Source organism: Globicatella sulfidifaciens DSM 15739 (assembly GCF_900167405.1).
Classification (GTDB): Bacteria; Bacillota; Bacilli; order Lactobacillales; family Aerococcaceae; genus Globicatella; species Globicatella sulfidifaciens.
Map to the genome: position 1 here is coordinate 54,807 of NZ_FUWO01000004.1, position 20,685 is coordinate 75,491.

A 20,685-nucleotide genomic window follows, 5' to 3' on the forward strand; every position below is an offset into this window, starting at 1 on the left:
AAAACGTATCATATTTTTACAGCTACTTTAGATAGTGTTTGTATCTACTATGGGTACAAACCGGAAACGAAAGTTTGTATCTATGGGAGCTGAAAAATTTTGATGCCCGCATAGATGTTGTAAAAATCTAAGCGGGACGTAATAAGAGAGCATCCAAGCATCTTTGTTTTGGTAGTGAGTCTTAAAAGACCTGTTTAGATTAACTAAACAGGTCTTTTAATTTTTAGGAGGAAATAAAATGAAAAAAGGTTATTATTATGTGCACTTAATGAAGTTATTAGGAATCTTAGCTTTGGTGCTAGGATATGTTTCACCTGTTCTTGCAGAAGAAACTTTAAAGGTTGGTGTTTTACAATATGTTGAACATGAATCTCTAAATGCAACGTATCAAGGATTCATCGATGGATTAAAAGAAGCCGGTTATGAAGAGGGCAAAAATCTTGAAATTGATTTTTTAAATGCGGCTGCTGACAATGCTAATCTACAATCTATGAGTGAAAAATTAGTGAATAACAATGATGTACTTTTTGCGATTGCAACTCCTGCAGCTCAAGCATTAGCCAATGTAGCTGGAGATAAACCATTATATTTCTCAGCTGTAACGGATCCAGTCAGCGCTGGCTTGGTTGACAGTTTAGACAAACCAGGTAAAAATGTGACAGGTACCATCGATGCTGCCCCAATTGAAGAGCAAGTGAAATTATTACAAAAAGTTGCCCCAGAAGCAAAAACAATCGGTCTTTTATACAATTCTGGGGAGGCAAATTCGTTATCAGAAGCAGAGAACGCCAAAGAACAATTAACTGCAGTAGGGCTAAAGGTTGAAGAAGCAACTGTGACCTCTACTAATGATATTAGTCAGGTGATGGGTTCTTTAGTAAGTAAAGTGGATGCAATATTCACTGTAACAGATAATACTGTTGCGAGTGCAATGACCTTAGTAGGTGACTTAGCTATCGAAGCCAAGCTACCAATCGTCGGTGGCTCAGAAGACATGATTAATGAAAATGGATTAGTAACATACGGATTAAATTATTATAACTTAGGTAAACAAACGGCAGCGATGGTTGTTAAACAGCAAGAAGAAAATTTGAATGTTTCAGAGGTGCCAGTAGAATCAGCGAGCGAAAATAATTTAATTATTAATGAAAAAGTTGCGGAAGCATTAGGGATTGATATTACAAATTTAAAAGTAGAGTAGGAGAATAAAGATGAAAACAAACAATAATTTCAGTCGATTTAGTTTAGTGGTGTTAGTTTTATTAAGTTTTATAACCGTGTTACCCTTACAACGAGTAACCGCCGAGGATACAATAAAAATTGGTGTTTTACAAACAGTTGAACATGAAGCACTAGATGCGGTATTAAAAGGGTTTGAGGAAACTTTAAATAACTCTGAATTAGCGGATAGAGTAGAAATCAATGTGCAAAACGCAAGTGGCGATATGGCAAATTTACAATCAATGAGTGAAAAATTAGCAAGAGAAAATGATTTGTTATTTGCTATTGCGACTCCTGCAGCTCAAGCTCTAGCTACGGTTGAGTCAACTAAACCTATTTTTATAGCAGCGGTTACTGATCCTGTTGAAGCAGGATTAGCAGAATCTTTGGAAAAGCCTGGACGCAATGTAACGGGGACGACCGATATGGCACCGATTGCTGAACAAGTGGCTTTATTACTCAATAATTTTCCCGATGTTAAAACTGTAGGAATGATTTTTAATTCGAGTGAAATTAATTCGGTAGTGTTAACCGACAAAGCGACTGAAGAATTTGAAGCCAAAGGTGTTAAGGTAGAAGTAGGGACAGTGACTAGCACTAACGATATTGCTCAAGTCATGGGCTCACTAGTTGAAAAAGTCGATGCGATGTTCATGGTCACTGACAATACCATTGATAGTTCAATCTCATTAGTGGGGGATTTAGCCAAACAGGCCGGAATTCCAACAATCGGTTCTTCCGATTCTGTGGTGCAAAAAAATGGCTTAGCAACTTTATCTAATTCTTATGAAGATTACGGCATTCAAACAGCAAATATGCTAATTAAGTTAGTTTCAGAAGATTTAAAACCTGCTGATATGCCGATTGAGACTGCTGACAAGTTACAATTAATTGTAAATGAGGAATTTGCACAAGCGATTGGCGTAGATCCAGATTCCATTAAATAAGTTATGAACAATTTACTCTCAACTTGTGGACAACCTGTGTATAACTAGCTTTTTTATGAAAAAGTTGTGCATAAGTTGAGAGAATTATGAAATAAAAGGAAAAATCTCAATTCGATATTGAAACTTAATCCACAAATGATTTACAATAAAACATAGAATATAAAACTTTTTTATAGATAGCATAGCTACCAAAAATAAAAACAGCTTCGTTTTTTGTGTTTAAGTTATTAAATGAATGATTTACTATGTGAAAGAAGGAAAAAAGAAATGTTGGAAATTATTACATCGAGTTTTACACAAGGTGTTGTCTGGGCCGTTATGGCTTTAGGCGTTTATATTACCTTTCGCTTGCTTGATATAGCTGATTTGTCTGCGGAAGGAAGCTTTCCTCTTGGTGCGGCTATTTGTGCTACCTTAATCACCAGTGGGGTACACCCCATTTTTGCAACCATTGCGGCTTTCTTTGGAGGCGGCTTAGCCGGAGTGGTTGCAGGGTGGATTCATACGAAATTAAAAATCCCTGCTCTATTGACCGGTATTTTACTGTTAACAGCGTTGTATTCCATTAATTTACATGTGATGACCGGCCGGCCTAATATAGCTTTATTGGGTCAATCAACCTTATATTCAATAGTTCAACAAGCGACGGGATGGAGTAAAAATTTAAGTGTAACCGTGGTAACTTTATTAATTTTGGCAGTTATTATTATTTTACTAGTGACCTTTCTAAATACAGAGATTGGCTTAGCCTTAAGAGCCACTGGGGATAATGAAACGATGAGTTCGGCCAATGGCATTAATACTAAAAGAATGAAAACTTTAGGTTATATGCTAGGTAATGGGTTAATTGCGTTAGCAGGAGCACTGGTTGCTCAAAAAGATGGATTTAGTGATATTGGTATGGGAATCGGGACGATTGTCATTGGCTTGGCTTCTATTATTGTGGCTGAAGTCATCTTACCTAACAAACCGCTTGCTATTCGTATGATTTCGCTTATTTTAGGAAGTTTTGTGTATCGCTTAATCATTGACATCATTTTAAATCAGCAATTGATCAGTATTCGCGCAACAGACTTAAGATTATTCTCAGCAATCTTACTAACGATTGTGTTATATCTACCTGAGTTTCAAAGAAATCAGTTACAGAAAAAAGGTATTGCTAATGGAGGTCGTTCAAAATGAGTCAATTAGTTTTAAATAATATTCACAAAACTTTTGGGATGGGAACCGTGAATGAAAACCATGTTTTGAAAGGAATTGATTTAACCTTGGACAAAGGTGATTTCGTAACGGTTATCGGAGGCAATGGGGCAGGCAAATCTACTTTGCTTAATACCATTGCGGGTCATCATATTCCTGATCAAGGAACGATTATGATTGGAGAGGCAGATATCACTACTTTATCAAACCATCAAAGAGCTAATAAAATAGGCTATGTGTTTCAAGACCCTAAATTGGGGACGGCACGTCGTTTAACGATTCAAGAAAATATGGCACTAGCAAACCGTAGAGGGTTAAATCGTGGTTTATCATGGGGCGTAAAACGATCTGAACGCGAATTTATAAAAAATAAATTATCGTCTTTAGGTTTAGGGTTGGAAAATCGCTTAAATACAGATGTCGAATTTTTATCAGGTGGTCAAAGACAAGCCTTAACATTATTGATGGCCACCTTAAGAGAACCAGAATTATTATTGTTAGATGAACATACGGCTGCCTTAGATCCTAAAACGAGTGAAATGGTGTTAAACCTAACCGATAAAATAATTGCCGAACAGAATTTAACTGCCTTAATGATTACGCATAATATGGCGGATGCGATAAAATATGGCAATCGATTGATTATGTTACATCATGGAAAAGTCATTTTGGATGTTAAAGAGCATGAAAAGAAAAACATGACCGTGATTGATTTATTAGATTTATTTAAGCAACATAGTGGCGAAGCAGTAACTTCAGATGCAATGCTGTTAAGTTAGGAGAATCAAAACATATGAAAAAGAATAGTTTATTGCAAAAACTGGTTCTATTATTAAGTTTGATTGTTTATTTAACCATTTTGGGTAATCAATACTTCAGTTGGAATTTATTAGGAATGAATCCGTTGACCCTTTCTATGTTAGGTATTTTTATCAGTAGCCTATTATTGTGGTTATTTATCGCAATTGATTGGCCAAGTCTCTTATGTTTATTAGGGATGGCTTTAATACCAGAAGTTGGATTCACAAAAATTTTACCACTTTCTTTTGGTAATATAACCTTCGCATTTTTATTATTTACATTTTTATTGACCTATTCCTTGGAGCAAACTTATTTTATTAAACGAGTGACTGCATGGGCTCTTCACAGTCGATGGGCTCAAGCCTCCTCTTGGAAACTATTAATTGCCTTTTATTGTGTTATGTTATGCTTAGGCAGTTTTATTTCGCCGACTATTTTGTTTATGATTGCGTATCCTATTTTTGAAGAATTGGCTCATCAGTTCGGATTTGATAAAGGGAATCGCAATGCTGCGATTATGCTTTTTACATTATATACCACTATCGCAATAGGGACTGCAATGACACCGATTAATCATGTGTTTGCGATAACGGCCATTGGTTTGTATGAAGCTGCTTTTAAGGCTTCGATAAGTTATTTTCAATACATGATGATTGGTATTCCGACAGGTATCTTTATTTTTATCTTTTTATTAATTTTTATAAAATATGTTTGGAAATTAGAATTAGCAGAAGTCACAAGTCAACGTCTTGAATCACTAAAAAGTATTCCTAAAATGTCACGAGAAGAAAAATGGATTGTGACGGTTTTTGCAATGGTCGTAGCGATGTGGTTGTTACCAGAATTATTTGTGATGATTCTGCCTGGGCTTTCAGCTTTTTTTAAACAAGCAGGGATTGTGTTCCCGCCTTTAATGGGCGTGATTATGTTAGCAGTGATACGAATTTCAGGCAAACCGTTACTTGATATTAACAAGGCTATGAAAGAAGGCGTTTATTGGCCAAGTTTACTATTGGTGGCAGCCACTTTAGCGTTGGGGAGTATGCTCGCTAATGAGAATGTTGGGATTGTAGCACTCTTAAATAAAGGGATATCTCCTATCTTTAATAATTTGTCAGGATTTGTAGTAGTATTAATTTTTGTTATTTGGGCAGGTTTGCAAACAAACCTAAGCTCCAATTTGGTTACCGTATCGGTTGTATCGGCAGTGGCCATTGCATTGGCTAATTCTTTGGATTTTAGCGCTAATTCAGCTTTAATTGCGGTATTTATTGGATTTATGTCATCGATGGCGATGATGACCCCACCAGCGATGCCTTATGTAGCCATTGCGATTGGTGAAAGATGGCTTACAAGCCGCCAGGCATTAATTTTTGGTTTTTGGATACTGGTGGTGACGATTTTAAGCTGTATGTTAGTAGGATACCCAATAGGCAGTGAAATATTATGAAAGTAGGGATTGAATGTTAGAGCAACAACGTGCTGAAATTGATCGAATTGATCGCCAACTCGTTAAATTATTTGAAGAACGCATGAAAGTGGTCGAAGAAGTCATTGAGATAAAAATTGAATTGAATATGGATATACTTGATTCAAGTAGAGAATCAAAAGTAATTGAAACAGCAGTTAGTCGATTAGAAAACCCTGAACTAGCAAGTGAAACGCGCGAATTTTTTACCGAGTTAATGAGTATATCCAGAAATTATCAGGCAAAAATCCGTCAAAATAAATTAAATTATTAATTGGACTAGTCAAGCTTTTGAATATATGATACACTATTGGAGATTTAAGGACTTTAAGGTGTACCGAGAGTATACTAAGGCTACATGTTAGTTAGCGATATTAGATCGTTAAAGCCCTTAAGCCAAAAATAAGGGCTATTTTTGTATGCATTTTTACGAAAATAGCGGAAAAGAGGGAAAGATGGAGACATCAACAAACAAACCATTATTATTAGACGTTCATGAAAAGCCGGCCTTTTTACCTGGAGTGTTGCTTAGTTTTCAACATGTATTTGCAATGTTTGGCGCAACAATTCTGGTGCCTTTAATACTGGGGATGTCAGTTTCTACCGCTTTATTTGCGAGTGGTATCGGGACGCTGATTTATATCTTTGCAACTAAAGCGCAAGTTCCGGTTTATCTTGGCTCATCATTTGCTTACATATCAGCCATGGCTATAGCAAAGGAAGCAATGGGTGGTGAAATAGATGCAGCTCAAACAGGGATTATGTTGGTGGGGATTGTCTATGTTTTAACGGCTGTATTAATTAAAAAAATTGGTAGCGAATGGGTTAATCGTATTCTTCCACCAGTCGTAATTGGTCCAATGATTATGGTAATTGGATTGGGATTAGCGAATTCTGCCGTAACCAATGCAGGGTTCGTTAAAGATGGTGATTGGCGCAATATTGTGGTTGCTTTGATTACATTTGGCGTATCAGTTCTGATTACTATCAAAGGCAAAGGCTTTATTAAAGTCGTACCTTTCTTAATTGCTATTATCGTAGGATACCTTTTTGCGATTGTTTTCGGATTAGTAGATTTTACTCCAGTGGTTAATGCCAATTGGCTAGCTATTCCTGACATGAGTTTACCTTTCGCGACTTCTTTTTCGAGTCTAAAACAATATAATCTTTATTTTGGACCAGAAGCTTTGGCAATTTTACCGATTGCTATCGTGACAGTTGCCGAACATATCGGCGATCATATCGTATTAGGAGAAATTACTAATCATGACTATGTTCAAAAACCTGGATTACACCGAACATTAATTGGTGATGGGGTAGCAACTTTTGTGTCAGCCTTAATCGGTGGACCAGCTAATACAACCTATGGTGAAAATACTGGCGTTATTGGTATGACTAGAATAGCGAGTGTGTCAGTTATTCGAAATGCCGCCGTAATTGCGATTATCTTAAGTTTCTTTGGTAAATTTACAGCCTTAATTTCAACCATTCCTAATGCGGTATTGGGTGGAATGGCCATCCTTTTATATGGGGTTATTGCAAGTAATGGATTAAAAGTCATGATAAAAGCAAGAACGAATTTTAATCACTCACGTAATCTTATTATTGCCAGTGCAATGTTAGTCATTGGTTTAGGTGGGGCTGTTTTAGAATTAGGATCAGCTTTAACCATATCAGGGACCGCTTTAAGTGCTATTGTCGGAGTTATTTTAAATCTAGTCTTACCAGTAGAAGATTAATAAAAAACAATAGACATTTTCTATTTGTCGCTATCTTAAGTTAGCGCGGTAGAAAATGTCTATTTTAGTATTTAGTATGATTCAGCGATGTCGCATTAAAATAAGCGCTGCTGCAATAGGATCGAGTGGTAAACAAAGCTGTTCGAGGCTTTGAAGATTATAGAGTTTTAAACGATCTTGTTTTTGTAGCCAATCAATTAAAAGTGATTTGATAATAGGGATGGTTTTAACAACGCCCTCTACCTCAAAATGTAAGGTAGCGGCTAGTGTTAAAGGAAACCAAGCAATGAGATTGAGTAATGATTGATGGATAATATATTCAGGCTCATCTTCGTGGATTACTAATAATTCATTACTTTTTAGTTGTTCTAGTCTCGTTTGTTGATGAAAAGAGTAGTGGTGAGAGAGTTTATGAAAATTTACAGGAAAATTATGATTTAGAAAAGATAATAACTCGTTAAAATATGATTGGCTTTCTATAATGAGATTTTGTTGGTAAGCAGTGACGATTTTAAAAATAGAATCGCTTAAAAAATCAACAGGTATTGAGTGGGATGGGTCTAGTAATTCTCGCTCAATAATTTTAGCGTAAACCTCCAAGGTTTGTTTTAGTAGTAGATGTGTTGGAATCCCTATTTTGGATTGTGACCCTTGCAACAAAGGATGAGTACTAATAGTGACAGCACAATTAACGATATGATGCGACATTCTCTAACCTCCTTAGGAAAACGTTTACTTTATTGTAATAAATTTAACAAAGGAAGTCTAGTCAGGAATTAATGACATGAAAAGGATTTATTCATTAAAAATGATAAAGTTTCTCATAATTCGATTGAATTAATTGCCGTTTTAAGGTATACTCCAACTACAAATTAAATTATAGTAAGAAGGGGTTAATGATTATGCAATTATTTATGCAACAACTCATAAACGGAATTGCCCTGGGGAGTATTTACGCGTTGGTCGCCTTAGGTTATACCATGGTTTATGGAACCATTAAATTAATAAACTTCGCTCACGGCGACATCTATATGGTGGGAGCTTTCTTTGGATATTATTTGGTCAGTGTTTTACAAATGAATGTTTATTTAGCGATGATTGTCGCAATGTTCTTTTGTGCCATTTTAGGAGTGGTGATTGAACGGATTGCGTATAAACCGCTGAGAAATTCAACACGTGTGGCAGCCCTCATTACTGCAATTGGTGTATCATATTTACTGCAAAATTCAATGATTTATTTCGTGGGACCTGAAGTTAAGGCCTTTCCAAGTACCGTTACGAACCAAATTTATAGAGTGTTCGGATTGGTAATTAATTCTAAACAAATACTTGTTTTTATCACAACTGTTATTTTTATGGTTTTATTACAAATCATTGTGAAATATACCAAGATGGGAAAAGCAATGCGTGCAGTAGCGGTTGATGCAGAAGCGGCTCAATTAATGGGCATCAATGTCGATCGGGTGATTTCTTTTACGTTTGCTCTCGGATCTGGTTTAGCAGGAATTGCGGGTGTATTAGTTGGTGTTTATTATAACTCAATTATCCCGACGATGGGGATTACGTATGGATTGAAAGCTTTCGTGGCAGCGGTGGTAGGTGGAATCGGTAGTATTCCCGGTGCGATGGTTGGTGGTTATTTGATTGGCTTACTAGAAACGATTGTAACTTTCTTAGGATGGTCAACTTATCGTGATGCGGCTGTTTATGGATTATTAATTGTTATATTATTAGTATTACCTTCTGGATTATTCGTTAAAAATGTGAGAGAGAAAGTTTAGGTGGTCAAGATGCAAAGATTACATTTAAAAAATATCATATGGTTACTGACCGCAATTTTAGGATTTGTATTATTGTCATTTTTAGTCAATAGAGGCATTATTAATCGTTTTTATCAAATTACCCTGGTTACTATTATGTTGAATATTATTTATGCTGTCGGACTAAATTTAGTCTTAGGAATTGCAGGACAATTTTCTTTAGGACATGCTGCTTTTATCGCAATCGGGGGCTACTCCAGTGCCATCATTAGTAAATCATTCGAAAATAGTTTAATCGGCATGTTTGTAGGAATGGGGATTGGTGTTGTTTTATCTATTTTACTAGCTTTAATAGTAGGTATTCCGACATTAAGATTAAAAGGTGATTATTTAGCTATTGCGACTTTAGGTGTTGCAGAAATTGTTCGGGTAGTTATTAACAATATGAGAGATTTAACCAATGGGCCAGCAGGAATTAGTGGAATCCCTCTCGTTACAACATGGCAATTAGTTTATTTCTTTTTAGTTATAACGACCATATTTATTCTTAATTATGTCTATAGTAGTGCTGGGCGTGCGACAATGGCTATACAACAAGATGAAATTGCCGCTGAAGCAATGGGGGTTGATGTTACAAAATATAAAGTGCTAGCATTTGTCATTGGGGCAATCACCGCCAGTATCGCAGGGGCATTACAAGCGAATTATATTGGTATTGTGACGCCGAGTGATTATACTTTTGCTAAATCAATTGATATTTTAATTATTGTGGTGTTTGGTGGAATAGGTAGTTTTACCGGTACCTTTGTAGCCGCCATTATTTTAGGAGTATTAAATGTATTTTTACAAGATTTTGGCCAATTAAGAATGATCATTTATGGATTTGCGGTTATTTTAATCATGATTTTTAGACCTGGTGGTTTGTTAGGAACTTCAGAATTAAGAATCGGTCAAATAGTTGCTAATTTGTTTAATCGTCGTAAGGAGGTAGCTAAATGAGTTTATTAGAAGTAAATCAGTTGACTAAAAATTTTGGTGGTTTAGCAGCAGTCTCCAATGTATCGATGCATTTAGAAAAAAATGAATTAGTGGGACTTATTGGACCTAATGGGGCAGGTAAAACGACGTTTTTTAATTTGTTAACTGGCGTTTATGTGCCAAGCGAAGGCGAAGTGAAAATGCATACCCACCAAGGGGAGAAAATATTAAATGGACTAAAACCGGATAAAATAAGCAGTTATGGTTTAGCTAGAACATTTCAAAATATTCGTTTGTTCAAAGATCAACCTGTAATTGAAAATGTCATGGTCGCCATGAATCGTGAACAAGGCAATTCGCTATTTTCAACGATCTTTAGAACCAATCAATACTACCAAACAGAAGAAAACTTAAGAGCCGAAGCAATGGAACTATTGAAGATTTTCAATTTAGATCAGTTAGCAAATGAAAAAGCAAAAAATCTCGCTTATGGACAACAGCGCCGATTAGAAATTGTTCGAGCGTTGGCGACTAAACCTAAAATTTTATTTTTAGATGAACCAGCGGCTGGAATGAATCCTAATGAAACCGCAGAATTGACCGAGTTAATTGCACAAATTAGAAAGCAGTTTGATTTGACGATTGTTTTAATTGAACATGATATGTCATTAGTGATGAAAATCTGTCAAAGAATATATGTATTGGAGTATGGACGTTTAATCGCTCATGGTACTCCTGAGGAAATTAAACAAAATCCTGATGTTATCAGAGCTTACTTAGGAGGTGACGAATAATGCTTGTTGTAAATGATTTAGTTGTCAATTATGGTGTGATCAAAGCAGTAACACAAGTTTCGTTTGAAGTTAAAGAAGGCGAAATCGTCACCTTAATCGGAGCAAATGGTGCTGGAAAGTCAACTATATTGAGAACAATCTCTGGATTGGTAAAACCTACTTCGGGCTCAATGGTGTTTAACAATAGTGACTTGCTTAAAATGAGTCCACAAAATATTGTAAAAAATGGCCTAATACATGTGCCAGAAGGGCGTCGTGTATTTAAAGGAATGACTGTTAAGGAAAATTTAGAAATGGGCGCTTTTCTAAGAAAGGATAAAGAAAACTTAGCGCAGGAAGTAGAAGAGGTTTTTGAGCGATTCCCAGTTCTTAAAGAGAGAATTAATCAAGATGCGGCGACCTTATCAGGTGGTGAACAACAAATGTTAGCCATGGGAAGAGCGTTGATGTCAAAACCAAAATTACTATTATTAGATGAACCATCAATGGGTCTAGCTCCGATTTTTATCCGAGAAATATTCAATATAATAACGGAAATTAATAAAAAAGGCACGACCATTTTATTAATCGAACAAAATGCCAAAATGGCTCTGTCCATTGCCGACCGAGGTTATGTTTTAGAAACAGGCAAAATTGTTTCAAGTGGAGCAGGTCAAGAGTTATTAGCAAGTGATGAAGTTCAAAAAGCTTATTTAGGAGGTTAAGTTAACGATGTATGTAAAAAATTATATGACCACCAATTTGATTGTGATTGGACCGGAAGCATCCATGATAGATGCAAATGATTTAATGAAGCAACATAATATTAATCGTTTGCCTGTAGTAGAAAATGAGCGTTTAGTCGGACTCATTACCCGCAGTATTATTGCTGAAAATTCACCATCAGGTGCGACAAGTTTAAGTAAGTTTGAACTCAATTATCTATTGGATAAAACAAAAGTGAAAGATATTATGGAAAAACAGGTTATCCAAATATCACCTGATCATCTGCTTGAAGAAGCAGCTGTCATTATGCGCAATTCAAATATTGGGGTATTAGTGGTAAGTGAAAACAACCAGATAAAAGGAATCATCACGGATAAAGATATTTTTAGAGCCTTTGCTGATATCTCAGGCTATAATATTCCAGGTTCTAGTGTCGTAGTGGAAGTGCAACAAGATCGTCGAGGGGTTATTGAGGAGATAGGTGATGCATTATTAGAATCAGATTCTAACCTGACAAACTTAGTGGTGTATCATACAGAGGATGGGATTCGAGTCGTTATTCACATTGATAGTGATAATCCTAGTGATTTAGTTGAAAAACTAAAAAATCGAAATTTAATCGTCAATTCAGTCCAAGTTAAAGAAATGGAATAGAAAAATGAGCATTTTTGCTCATTTTTCTGTTTTTTTAGTTGACGGCGCCTATAATTTATGATAAGTTTATGTAGGTGTTTTTAATGACAGATTCCTGAATACCAGTCGTGCTGACTGCTTAAAAACCCTATCACTAGGAGGCAACAAAGGTTGCTGTAAATTTTTTATTCAAAAATGACACACTTGGATGTGTGGACTAAGATTTTAAGAGAGGAGGACCTTTAAATGCCAACAATTAATCAATTAGTTAATAAACCACGTAAGTCAAAATCAACTAAATCAAATTCTCCGGCTTTAAATAAAGGTTACAACAGTTTCAAAAAAACCCAAATAGATACATTCTCACCTCAAAAACGTGGTGTTTGTACACGTGTGGGTACTATGACACCTAAAAAACCTAACTCAGCATTACGTAAATATGCCCGTGTTCGTTTATCAAACTTAATGGAAGTTACAGCTTATATCCCAGGGATTGGCCATAACTTACAAGAACACAGTGTGGTTTTAATCCGTGGCGGTCGTGTTAAAGACTTACCAGGGGTACGTTACCACATCGTTCGTGGTGCTTTAGATACAGCAGGGGTTAATAACCGTGCTCAAAGCCGTTCAAAATACGGTACTAAAAAACCTAAATCTAAATAATCAATTAAAATAGAGACTTAAATAAATACAATTTCAGAAAGGAGGATTTTGAATGCCTCGTAAAGGAGCAATCGCTAAACGTGAAGTTTTAGCAGATCCAATTTATAATTCAAAATTAGTTACCCGTACAATTAACCGTTTAATGGTTGATGGAAAACGTGGTAAAGCTGCAACAATCTTATATTCAGCTTTCGATATTATCCGTGAACAAACAGGCCAAGATCCATTAGAAGTTTTTGATCAAGCAATTGAAAACATTATGCCATTATTAGAAGTTAAAGCTCGTCGTGTCGGTGGTGCCAACTTCCAAGTGCCAGTAGAAGTTCGTCCAGAACGTCGCTATACTTTAGCTATCCGTTGGTTAGTGAACTACTCACGTCTACGTGGTGAAAAAACAATGGAAACTCGTTTAGCTCGTGAAATCATGGATGCTGCCAACAATACAGGTGCTTCAGTTCGTAAACGTGAAGACACACATAAAATGGCAGAAGCAAATAAAGCATTTGCACACTACCGCTGGTAAGATTTTTATGTTAGAATTTTTAATGACAGCATTTTATTTAATGGTAAAATGCAGTCATTTGTTGACATCTACTCAGAAAATGAAAGAGGGGTATATTTCAGATGGCAAAACGAGAGTTTTCTCTTGAAAAAACACGTAATATCGGTATCATGGCTCACATCGATGCTGGTAAGACAACAACGACAGAACGTATCTTGTACTATACTGGTCGTATCCATAAAATTGGTGAAACTCATGAGGGTGGAGCTCAAATGGACTGGATGGAACAAGAACAGGAACGTGGTATTACCATTACTTCAGCTGCAACAACAGCTCAATGGGACAACCATCGTGTAAACATTATCGATACTCCAGGACACGTGGACTTTACTGTCGAAGTAGAACGTTCATTACGTGTATTGGACGGTGCGGTCGCATTATTAGACGGACAATCAGGTGTAGAACCTCAAACTGAAACAGTTTGGCGTCAAGCAAGTGCGTATAATGTTCCTCGTATTGTATTCGTTAATAAAATGGATAAAACCGGTGCTGACTTCTTATATTCAGTAGGAACAATCCATAACCGATTACAAGCGAATGCTCACCCTGTTCAATTACCTATTGGTGCTGAAGATAACTTCAGAGGTATCATTGATTTATTAAATATGAGAGCTTACTTATATAATAACGATTTAGGTACTGATATCGAAGAAATTGATATACCTGAAGAATACCAAGAATTAGCAGAAGAATGGCGTGGTAAATTAGTTGAAGCTGTTGCTGAAACAGATGAAGATTTAATGATGGCTTACCTTGAAGGTGAAGAAATTGACGTACCAACATTAAAAGCAGCTATTCGTAAAGCAACTGTAGCAGCAGAATTTTATCCAGTATTCTGTGGTTCAGCTTTCAAAAACAAAGGAGTTCAATTATTACTTGATGGTGTAATTGATTATTTACCTGCACCAATCGATATTCCTTCCATTAAAGGAACTTTACCTGATACAGGTGAAGAAGTAGAACGTCATGCAGATGACTCAGAACCTTTCTCAGCACTAGCATTTAAAGTTATGACAGACCCATTCGTTGGTCGTTTAACATTCTTCCGTGTTTACTCAGGAACTTTAGAAGCAGGTTCATACGTTAAGAACTCTACTAAAGGGAAACGTGAACGTGTAGGACGTATCTTACAAATGCATGCTAACTCTCGTCAAGAGATTGCAGAAGTATTCTCTGGAGACATTGCTGCAGCAGTAGGATTAAAAGATACAGGTACTGGTGACACTTTATGTGATGAAAAAGAAGAAGTTATCTTAGAATCAATGGAATTCCCAGAACCAGTTATTGAAGTTGCAATTGAACCAAACTCAAAAGCAGATCAAGATAAAATGGGGATTGCATTACAAAAACTATCTGAAGAAGATCCAACATTCCGTGCATCAACTAACCATGAAACTGGACAAACAATCATCGCTGGTATGGGTGAGTTACACTTAGATATTATCGTTGACCGTTTGAAACGTGAATTTAAAGTTGAAGCAACTGTAGGTGCTCCGCAAGTTTCATATCGTGAAACATTCCGTGGTACTACTCAAGCAGAAGGTAAATTTGTTCGTCAATCAGGTGGTAAAGGTCAATACGGTCACGTATGGATTGAATTTACACCAAATGAAGAAGGTAAAGGATTCGAATTCGAAAACGCGATTGTTGGTGGGGTTGTTCCTCGTGAATATATCCCTGCAGTCGAAGCCGGCTTGAAAGATGCAATGGAAAACGGTGTGTTAGCTGGTTTCCCATTAGTTGACATTAAAGCTAAATTGTATGATGGATCATACCACGATGTCGATTCATCAGAAACAGCCTTTAAAGTAGCAGCTTCAATGGCATTGAAAGCAGCTGCGAAAAAAGCTAATCCATCTATTTTAGAACCAATGATGGCCGTAGAAATTACGGTTCCTGAAGAATACTTCGGTGATGTAATGGGTCACATCAACGCTCGTCGTGGACGTGTTGAAGGTTCAGAAATTCGTGGTAATGCACAAGTCGTTAAAGGAATGATTCCTTTAGCAGAAATGTTTGGATATGCAACTACATTACGTTCAGCAACTCAAGGACGTGGTACATTCTCAATGACATTTGATCACTATGAAGATGTTCCTAAATCAATTGCTGAGGAAATCATTGCAAAATACGGTACTAAATCAGCTGAATAAGCCTGAATTAGCACACTAAAATCTAGAAGAACTGTATTATTGAAATTATGGTCCTTTCTAGGTATAATAATTATGATAGATTAATCATCTATAAAAATAGAACTCATTCTTAGGAGGAATTAACTAAAATGGCAAAAGAAAAATTTGACCGCTCAAAACCACACGTTAACGTTGGTACATTAGGACACGTTGACCACGGTAAAACAACATTATCAGCAGCTATCGCAACAGTATTATCAAAACAAGGTTTCGGATCTGCACAAGCTTACGACCAAATCGATAACGCTCCAGAAGAAAAAGAACGTGGAATCACAATCAATACTTCTCATATCGAGTATGAAACAGCTAACCGTCACTACGCTCACGTTGACTGTCCAGGACACGCGGACTACGTTAAAAACATGATCACTGGTGCTGCTCAAATGGACGGTGCAATCTTAGTAGTTTCTGCAGCTGATGGTCCAATGCCTCAAACGCGTGAACATATCTTATTATCACGTCAAGTAGGTGTTCCTTACATGGTTGTCTTCTTAAACAAAGTTGACATGGTTGACGATGAAGAATTATTAGAATTAGTTGAAATGGAAGTTCGTGATTTATTATCTGAATACGAATTCCCTGGAGACGACGTTCCAGTAATCGCTGGTTCAGCTTTAAAAGCTTTAGAAGGCGAAGAACAATATGAAGCTAAAGTATTAGAATTAATGGAAGCTGTAGATACTTACATTCCAGAACCAGTTCGTGATACTGAAAAACCATTCATGATGCCAGTTGAAGACGTGTTCTCAATCACAGGTCGTGGTACAGTTGCTACTGGACGTGTTGAACGTGGACAAGTTAAAGTTGGTGACGAAGTTGAAATCGTTGGTATTGCTGAAGAAATTAGCAAAACAACTGTAACTGGTGTTGAAATGTTCCGTAAATTATTAGATTACGCTGAAGCTGGAGATAACATTGGTGCGTTATTACGTGGTGTTACACGTGAACAAATCCAACGTGGTCAAGTATTAGCAAAACCAGGAACAATTACACCTCATACTAAATTCGAGGCTGAAGTTTACGTATTATCAAAAGAAGAAGGTGGACGTCATACTCCATTCTTCGCTAACTACCGTCCTCAATTCTACTTCCGTACAACTGACGTTACAGGTGTTGTAGAATTACCAGAAGGTACAGAAATGGTAATGCCTGGAGATAACGTATCAATGACAGTTGAATTAATTCACCCAATCGCGATTGAAGATGGAACTCGTTTCTCTATCCGTGAAGGTGGACGTACTGTTGGTGCTGGTACTGTTACTAAAGTTGTTCAATAATTTTAATTAAATTATATAGGTGATTGATTTAGGTCAATCACCTTTTTTTACGTTTAAAATTGAATCTCTCTGTAATGAGGAGGCGCTTTCTCTATCGATACAAAAAACAAAAGCTCTTTTTCAAATGGTGTGGATGAACAGAAATGACTCTGTTCACCCACACCAAAATGTATAGACATAAACAAAATTCGAATAAATAATTTTTTTGCATCATGATTGAATATTTATAATTCAAACATGAGACGACTAGTATTTTATTGTTAGTATTGATATAATTGTTGAAGTTAGAAAGGAGCACCTATATGAAAATAAATGAACTATTTAATAAGATATATTCTGCATTACCAGGTCTTTTGGGCGCTGCCCTACTGTTAGTCATAGCCTTACTTATGGCTTTTTTAGCAAAAAAATTAACTACAAAAGGATTGGATAAAGTAGAGTTTGATAGCAAATTGCAAAAATGGGGAATGGCGAAGAATGACGAGGAATCGAGCATCTTTATTGAAACAATAGGTTCTCTGGTATATTTTGTGACCATTCTATTATTTACACCTTTCATATTTACTGGCTTGAATTTATCTGGTGTAGCGGACCCTGTTATTATAATGTTAAATAAATTTTGGGATTTTATCCCTAATTTACTAGTATCCGTGATGATTATTATCATCGGATCCTATTTGTGTAAATTTATCAAAAAATTAAGTCGCAATTTATTTGAAGGAATTGACGTTGATCGTTGGTATAGAAAGTTAATCGGACAGCAGGAAACAGCAGAATTTGTAACGGAAACTCGGTTAGCTGATGTTTTATCTTCTATTATATATGTTTTAATTTACATCCCTATCATCACGGTAGCTCTACAAATATTAGGCGTATCGACCATCTCAGATCCCATTGTATCTGTTCTGAATCAAATTGTGAGTGTCATACCGAATGTATTGGCTGCGGTAGTTCTTGTAATCATTGGTAATTTTATTGCTAAATTGGTCGCTGACTTAATTGAGAGTATGTTGAAAACTTCAGGTATTGATAAATATTCTCAATATTTAAACTTTAAAGGCGAAACGAGTATTTTGATTTCAAATGTATCGGCTCAAATTATTCAAGCGGTGTTGATGATATTTTTCCTGGTTGAAGCCATTTCGGTTCTACAATTAGATGTATTAAACTCAATTGGTAATTCGATTATTGCCTACCTACCTGCTGTGGTGAGCTCAGTTATTATCTTAGCAGTTGGGATCATTGGAGGGAATGTATTAGCTACATTTTTAGCGAAAGTATCGGGCAGTAAACTGTTTGGAGAATTCATTCGATACGGTGTTATTATCTTTGCTGTTTTCATGACCTTGGATCAATTAAAATTTGCACAGACGATTGTCAATACTAGTTTTACCATGTTGCTCGGTGCATTTGCGGTTGCTTTTGCTTTAGCGTTTGGATTGGGTGGTAGAGACTTTGCGGCCAAACAACTTGAAAAAGCAGATCGGGCTTTAAATAATGAAGCGGATGTAAATGAAAAAAGTGAATAAATCAAATAAAATAAGCCTTGTAAAAGGCTTATTTTATTTGATTAAAATTGAAAACGAAATCACAAAAAAGTTTAAAAAAAGCCTTGCTATTATACATTGTTTTCCGTATAATAATAGCTGTGCCTATTTATAGGGATTATTATGCTCTAAAACAGGCCCCCCTCTTTAAGAGGGGAGACGGCAATGAAGCGAGAGGTTGTGACACACTAGGGTGAGTTGCCACGGCTTAGTTAGTCAGAAATTCTTGTGGAGCAAGTCATATTAATTAAATTTGACGAAGGAGGAAACAAAATGGCAAAACAAAAAATCCGTATTCGTTTAAAAGCTTATGAACATAGAGCTTTAGACGTATCAGCAAACAAAATCGTAGAATCAGCACAAAGAACAGGAGCGAAAACAGCTGGACCAATTCCATTACCAACTGAACGTTCTTTATATACTGTTATTCGTGCGACACATAAATACAAAGATTCTCGTGAGCAATTTGAAATGCGTACACACAAACGTTTAATCGACATTATTGAGCCAACTGCTAAAACAGTAGATGCTTTAATGAAATTAGACTTACCAAGTGGTGTGGACGTAGAAATTAAATTATAAAAATAAAATAAAACGGAGGTGTACTCATGACCAAAGGAATCTTAGGAACAAAAGTAGGAATGACTCAATTCTTCACTGAAAATGGTGAATTAATTCCAGTAACTGTTGTTGAAGCTGCTCCAAACGTAGTTTTACAAGTAAAAACAGTTGAAACTGACGGATACGAAGCTGTCCAATTAGGATATGGCGATTTACGTGAAGTATTAACAAACAAACCTGCTAAAGGTCATGTAGCAAAAGCAAATGCTACTCCTAAGCGCTTCATTCGCGAATTTCGTGATGTTGAGCTTGGAGAATATGAAGTAGGGCAAGAAATCACAGTAGAAACATTCGCGGTGGGTGACATCGTCGATGTAACAGGAACATCTAAAGGGAAAGGTTTCCAAGGTGTAATTAAACGTCACGGCCAAAGTCGTGGACCAATGGCACATGGTTCTCGTTTCCACCGTCGTCCTGGATCAATGGGTATGGCGTCAGATGCTTCTAAAGTATTCAAAGGTAAAAAATTACCTGGACAAACTGGTGGCGATCGTGTAACAATTCAAAACTTAGAAATTGTTTCAGTTGACGTTGAAAACAATGTTATCTTAATTAAAGGTAATGTTCCAGGAGCTAAAAAATCTTTAGTAGAAGTTAAACAAGCTATTAAATCAGTTAAATAATATCGAGGAAGGAGGAACGAGATAAAATGCCAAAAGTTACATTATTTAAACAAGATGGTTCTACAGCGGGAGAAATCGAATTAAACGAAGCTGTCTTCGGTATCGAACCAAACGAAGGAGTTATGTTCGATGCGGTTATTATGCAACGTGCATCGTTACGTCAAGGAACACACGCTGTGAAAAATAGAAGTGCAGTGCGTGGTGGAGGACGTAAACCATGGAGACAAAAAGGGACTGGTCGTGCGCGCCAAGGTTCTATTCGCTCACCACAATGGGTTGGTGGAGGAACTGTATTTGGTCCAACACCTCGTTCATATAGTTATAAATTACCAAGAAAAGTCCGTCGTTTAGCTTTACAATCTGTGTTATCACAAAAAGTATTAGACGGCAAATTAATTGTAGTTGATTCATTACAATTTGACGCACCAAAAACAAAAGAGTTCAAACAATTCTTAAATAACATTAATGTTGACTCTAAAACTTTATTAGTTTTAGAAGGAGAAAACACTAATGCGTTTTATTCAGCTCGTAACATCAATACTGTTAAAGTCATTGACGACAATAACGTTAACGTATTAGATGTCATGAATTACGATACAGTAATTCTTACACAAGCTGCACTTTCTACAGTAGAGGAGGCTTTAGCATAATGCAATTATCAGAAGTGATTTTACGTCCGGTTATTACTGAGCAATCAATGCGCTTAATGGATGAAAATAAATATACTTTCGAAGTTGATCGCCGTGCAGACAAACCTTATATTAAACAAGCGGTTGAAGCAATGTTCGAAGGAGTTAAAGTTGCTAAAGTAAACACTGTTAATGTTGATGGTAAATTAAAACGTATGGGCCGCTACCAAGGCTTCACCCGTAAGTATAAAAAAGCTATCGTAACATTAACACCTGATTCAAAAACAATCGAATTATTTGGCTCAGAAGCTGAATAATAATTAGT

General features: G+C 36.3%; 22 protein-coding genes. 21 read left to right on the forward strand and 1 reads right to left on the reverse strand.

Features of this window, described 5'->3' with window-relative positions; genetic code table 11:
- Positions 1 to 238 precede the first annotated feature (238 nt).
- From B5D12_RS03155 to B5D12_RS03185, 7 genes are all read left to right on the forward strand, one after another.
- Positions 239 to 1,201, forward strand: coding sequence for an ABC transporter substrate-binding protein (locus B5D12_RS03155; RefSeq protein ID WP_078755461.1), 963 nt, complete (start codon positions 239 to 241; stop codon positions 1,199 to 1,201).
- Between the two features lie 10 nt (positions 1,202 to 1,211).
- Positions 1,212 to 2,168: an ABC transporter substrate-binding protein gene (locus tag B5D12_RS03160; RefSeq protein ID WP_066126702.1), complete on the forward strand. Its 957-nt coding sequence runs from the start codon at positions 1,212 to 1,214 to the stop codon at positions 2,166 to 2,168.
- Positions 2,169 to 2,435: 267 nt separating this feature from the next.
- Positions 2,436 to 3,350 (forward strand): ABC transporter permease, encoded by a 915-nt coding sequence (locus B5D12_RS03165; protein ID WP_234982904.1) that lies wholly within the window; start codon positions 2,436 to 2,438, stop codon positions 3,348 to 3,350.
- The gene (locus B5D12_RS03170; protein ID WP_078755462.1) at positions 3,347 to 4,147 is read left to right on the forward strand and encodes an ABC transporter ATP-binding protein; all 801 of its coding nucleotides are present in this window, start codon (positions 3,347 to 3,349) and stop codon (positions 4,145 to 4,147) included. Before B5D12_RS03165 ends, B5D12_RS03170 begins: the two co-directional genes overlap by 4 nt.
- A 14-nt stretch (positions 4,148 to 4,161) precedes the next feature.
- Complete coding sequence (locus B5D12_RS03175; protein WP_078755463.1) at positions 4,162 to 5,619, forward strand: SLC13 family permease; 1,458 nt, start codon at positions 4,162 to 4,164, stop codon at positions 5,617 to 5,619.
- Positions 5,620 to 5,632: 13 nt separating this feature from the next.
- Positions 5,633 to 5,911: a chorismate mutase gene (locus tag B5D12_RS03180; RefSeq protein WP_078755464.1), complete on the forward strand. Its 279-nt coding sequence runs from the start codon at positions 5,633 to 5,635 to the stop codon at positions 5,909 to 5,911.
- 181 nt (positions 5,912 to 6,092) lie between these two features.
- The gene (locus B5D12_RS03185) at positions 6,093 to 7,376 is read left to right on the forward strand and encodes a uracil-xanthine permease family protein (protein ID WP_078755465.1); all 1,284 of its coding nucleotides are present in this window, start codon (positions 6,093 to 6,095) and stop codon (positions 7,374 to 7,376) included.
- Between the two features lie 81 nt (positions 7,377 to 7,457).
- Here the strand turns inward: B5D12_RS03185 and B5D12_RS03190 are convergent, their stop codons facing one another.
- Positions 7,458 to 8,084: a hypothetical protein gene (locus tag B5D12_RS03190; protein WP_078755466.1), complete on the reverse strand. Its 627-nt coding sequence runs from the start codon at positions 8,082 to 8,084 to the stop codon at positions 7,458 to 7,460.
- Between the two features lie 194 nt (positions 8,085 to 8,278).
- On the opposite strand from B5D12_RS03190, the gene B5D12_RS03195 reads away from it, so the two are divergent.
- The 14 genes from B5D12_RS03195 to B5D12_RS03260 all read left to right on the forward strand — a co-directional run bounded on the left by B5D12_RS03195 (position 8,279) and on the right by B5D12_RS03260 (position 20,677).
- Positions 8,279 to 9,157 (forward strand): branched-chain amino acid ABC transporter permease, encoded by an 879-nt coding sequence (locus B5D12_RS03195; RefSeq protein WP_078755549.1) that lies wholly within the window; start codon positions 8,279 to 8,281, stop codon positions 9,155 to 9,157.
- 9 nt (positions 9,158 to 9,166) lie between these two features.
- Positions 9,167 to 10,135 carry a branched-chain amino acid ABC transporter permease gene (locus B5D12_RS03200; RefSeq protein ID WP_078755467.1) on the forward strand — a complete coding sequence of 323 codons (969 nt, stop codon included), beginning with the start codon at positions 9,167 to 9,169 and terminating at the stop codon, positions 10,133 to 10,135.
- Entirely contained in the window at positions 10,132 to 10,908 is a 777-nt protein-coding gene (locus B5D12_RS03205; protein ID WP_078755468.1) for an ABC transporter ATP-binding protein, read from the forward strand. The genes B5D12_RS03200 and B5D12_RS03205 overlap by 4 nt, the downstream gene beginning before the upstream one ends.
- A complete protein-coding gene (locus B5D12_RS03210) occupies positions 10,908 to 11,612 on the forward strand; it encodes an ABC transporter ATP-binding protein (RefSeq protein ID WP_078755469.1) in 705 nt (234 codons plus the stop codon). Before B5D12_RS03205 ends, B5D12_RS03210 begins: the two co-directional genes overlap by 1 nt.
- Positions 11,613 to 11,619: 7 nt before the next feature.
- Entirely contained in the window at positions 11,620 to 12,267 is a 648-nt protein-coding gene (locus B5D12_RS03215; protein ID WP_078755470.1) for a CBS domain-containing protein, read from the forward strand.
- Between the two features lie 225 nt (positions 12,268 to 12,492).
- The gene (gene rpsL, locus B5D12_RS03220; RefSeq protein WP_078755471.1) at positions 12,493 to 12,909 is read left to right on the forward strand and encodes a 30S ribosomal protein S12; all 417 of its coding nucleotides are present in this window, start codon (positions 12,493 to 12,495) and stop codon (positions 12,907 to 12,909) included.
- Positions 12,910 to 12,961: 52 nt separating this feature from the next.
- Positions 12,962 to 13,432: a 30S ribosomal protein S7 gene (rpsG, locus tag B5D12_RS03225; RefSeq protein WP_066124410.1), complete on the forward strand. Its 471-nt coding sequence runs from the start codon at positions 12,962 to 12,964 to the stop codon at positions 13,430 to 13,432.
- Between the two features lie 101 nt (positions 13,433 to 13,533).
- Entirely contained in the window at positions 13,534 to 15,624 is a 2,091-nt protein-coding gene (gene fusA / locus B5D12_RS03230; RefSeq protein ID WP_078755472.1) for an elongation factor G, read from the forward strand.
- 128 nt (positions 15,625 to 15,752) lie between these two features.
- Positions 15,753 to 16,940, forward strand: a complete 1,188-nt coding sequence (tuf, locus tag B5D12_RS03235) for an elongation factor Tu (RefSeq protein ID WP_078755473.1) — start codon at positions 15,753 to 15,755, stop codon at positions 16,938 to 16,940.
- 302 nt (positions 16,941 to 17,242) lie between these two features.
- Positions 17,243 to 18,469, forward strand: a complete 1,227-nt coding sequence (locus tag B5D12_RS03240) for a mechanosensitive ion channel (RefSeq protein WP_078755474.1) — start codon at positions 17,243 to 17,245, stop codon at positions 18,467 to 18,469.
- Positions 18,470 to 18,760: 291 nt separating this feature from the next.
- Positions 18,761 to 19,069, forward strand: a complete 309-nt coding sequence (rpsJ, locus tag B5D12_RS03245) for a 30S ribosomal protein S10 (RefSeq protein ID WP_066124402.1) — start codon at positions 18,761 to 18,763, stop codon at positions 19,067 to 19,069.
- Positions 19,070 to 19,095: 26 nt separating this feature from the next.
- Positions 19,096 to 19,731: a 50S ribosomal protein L3 gene (gene rplC / locus B5D12_RS03250; RefSeq protein ID WP_066124400.1), complete on the forward strand. Its 636-nt coding sequence runs from the start codon at positions 19,096 to 19,098 to the stop codon at positions 19,729 to 19,731.
- 26 nt (positions 19,732 to 19,757) lie between these two features.
- Entirely contained in the window at positions 19,758 to 20,381 is a 624-nt protein-coding gene (gene rplD / locus B5D12_RS03255; RefSeq protein ID WP_066124398.1) for a 50S ribosomal protein L4, read from the forward strand.
- Positions 20,381 to 20,677: a 50S ribosomal protein L23 gene (locus B5D12_RS03260; protein WP_071407915.1), complete on the forward strand. Its 297-nt coding sequence runs from the start codon at positions 20,381 to 20,383 to the stop codon at positions 20,675 to 20,677. Before rplD ends, B5D12_RS03260 begins: the two co-directional genes overlap by 1 nt.
- Positions 20,678 to 20,685: the final 8 nt, after the last annotated feature.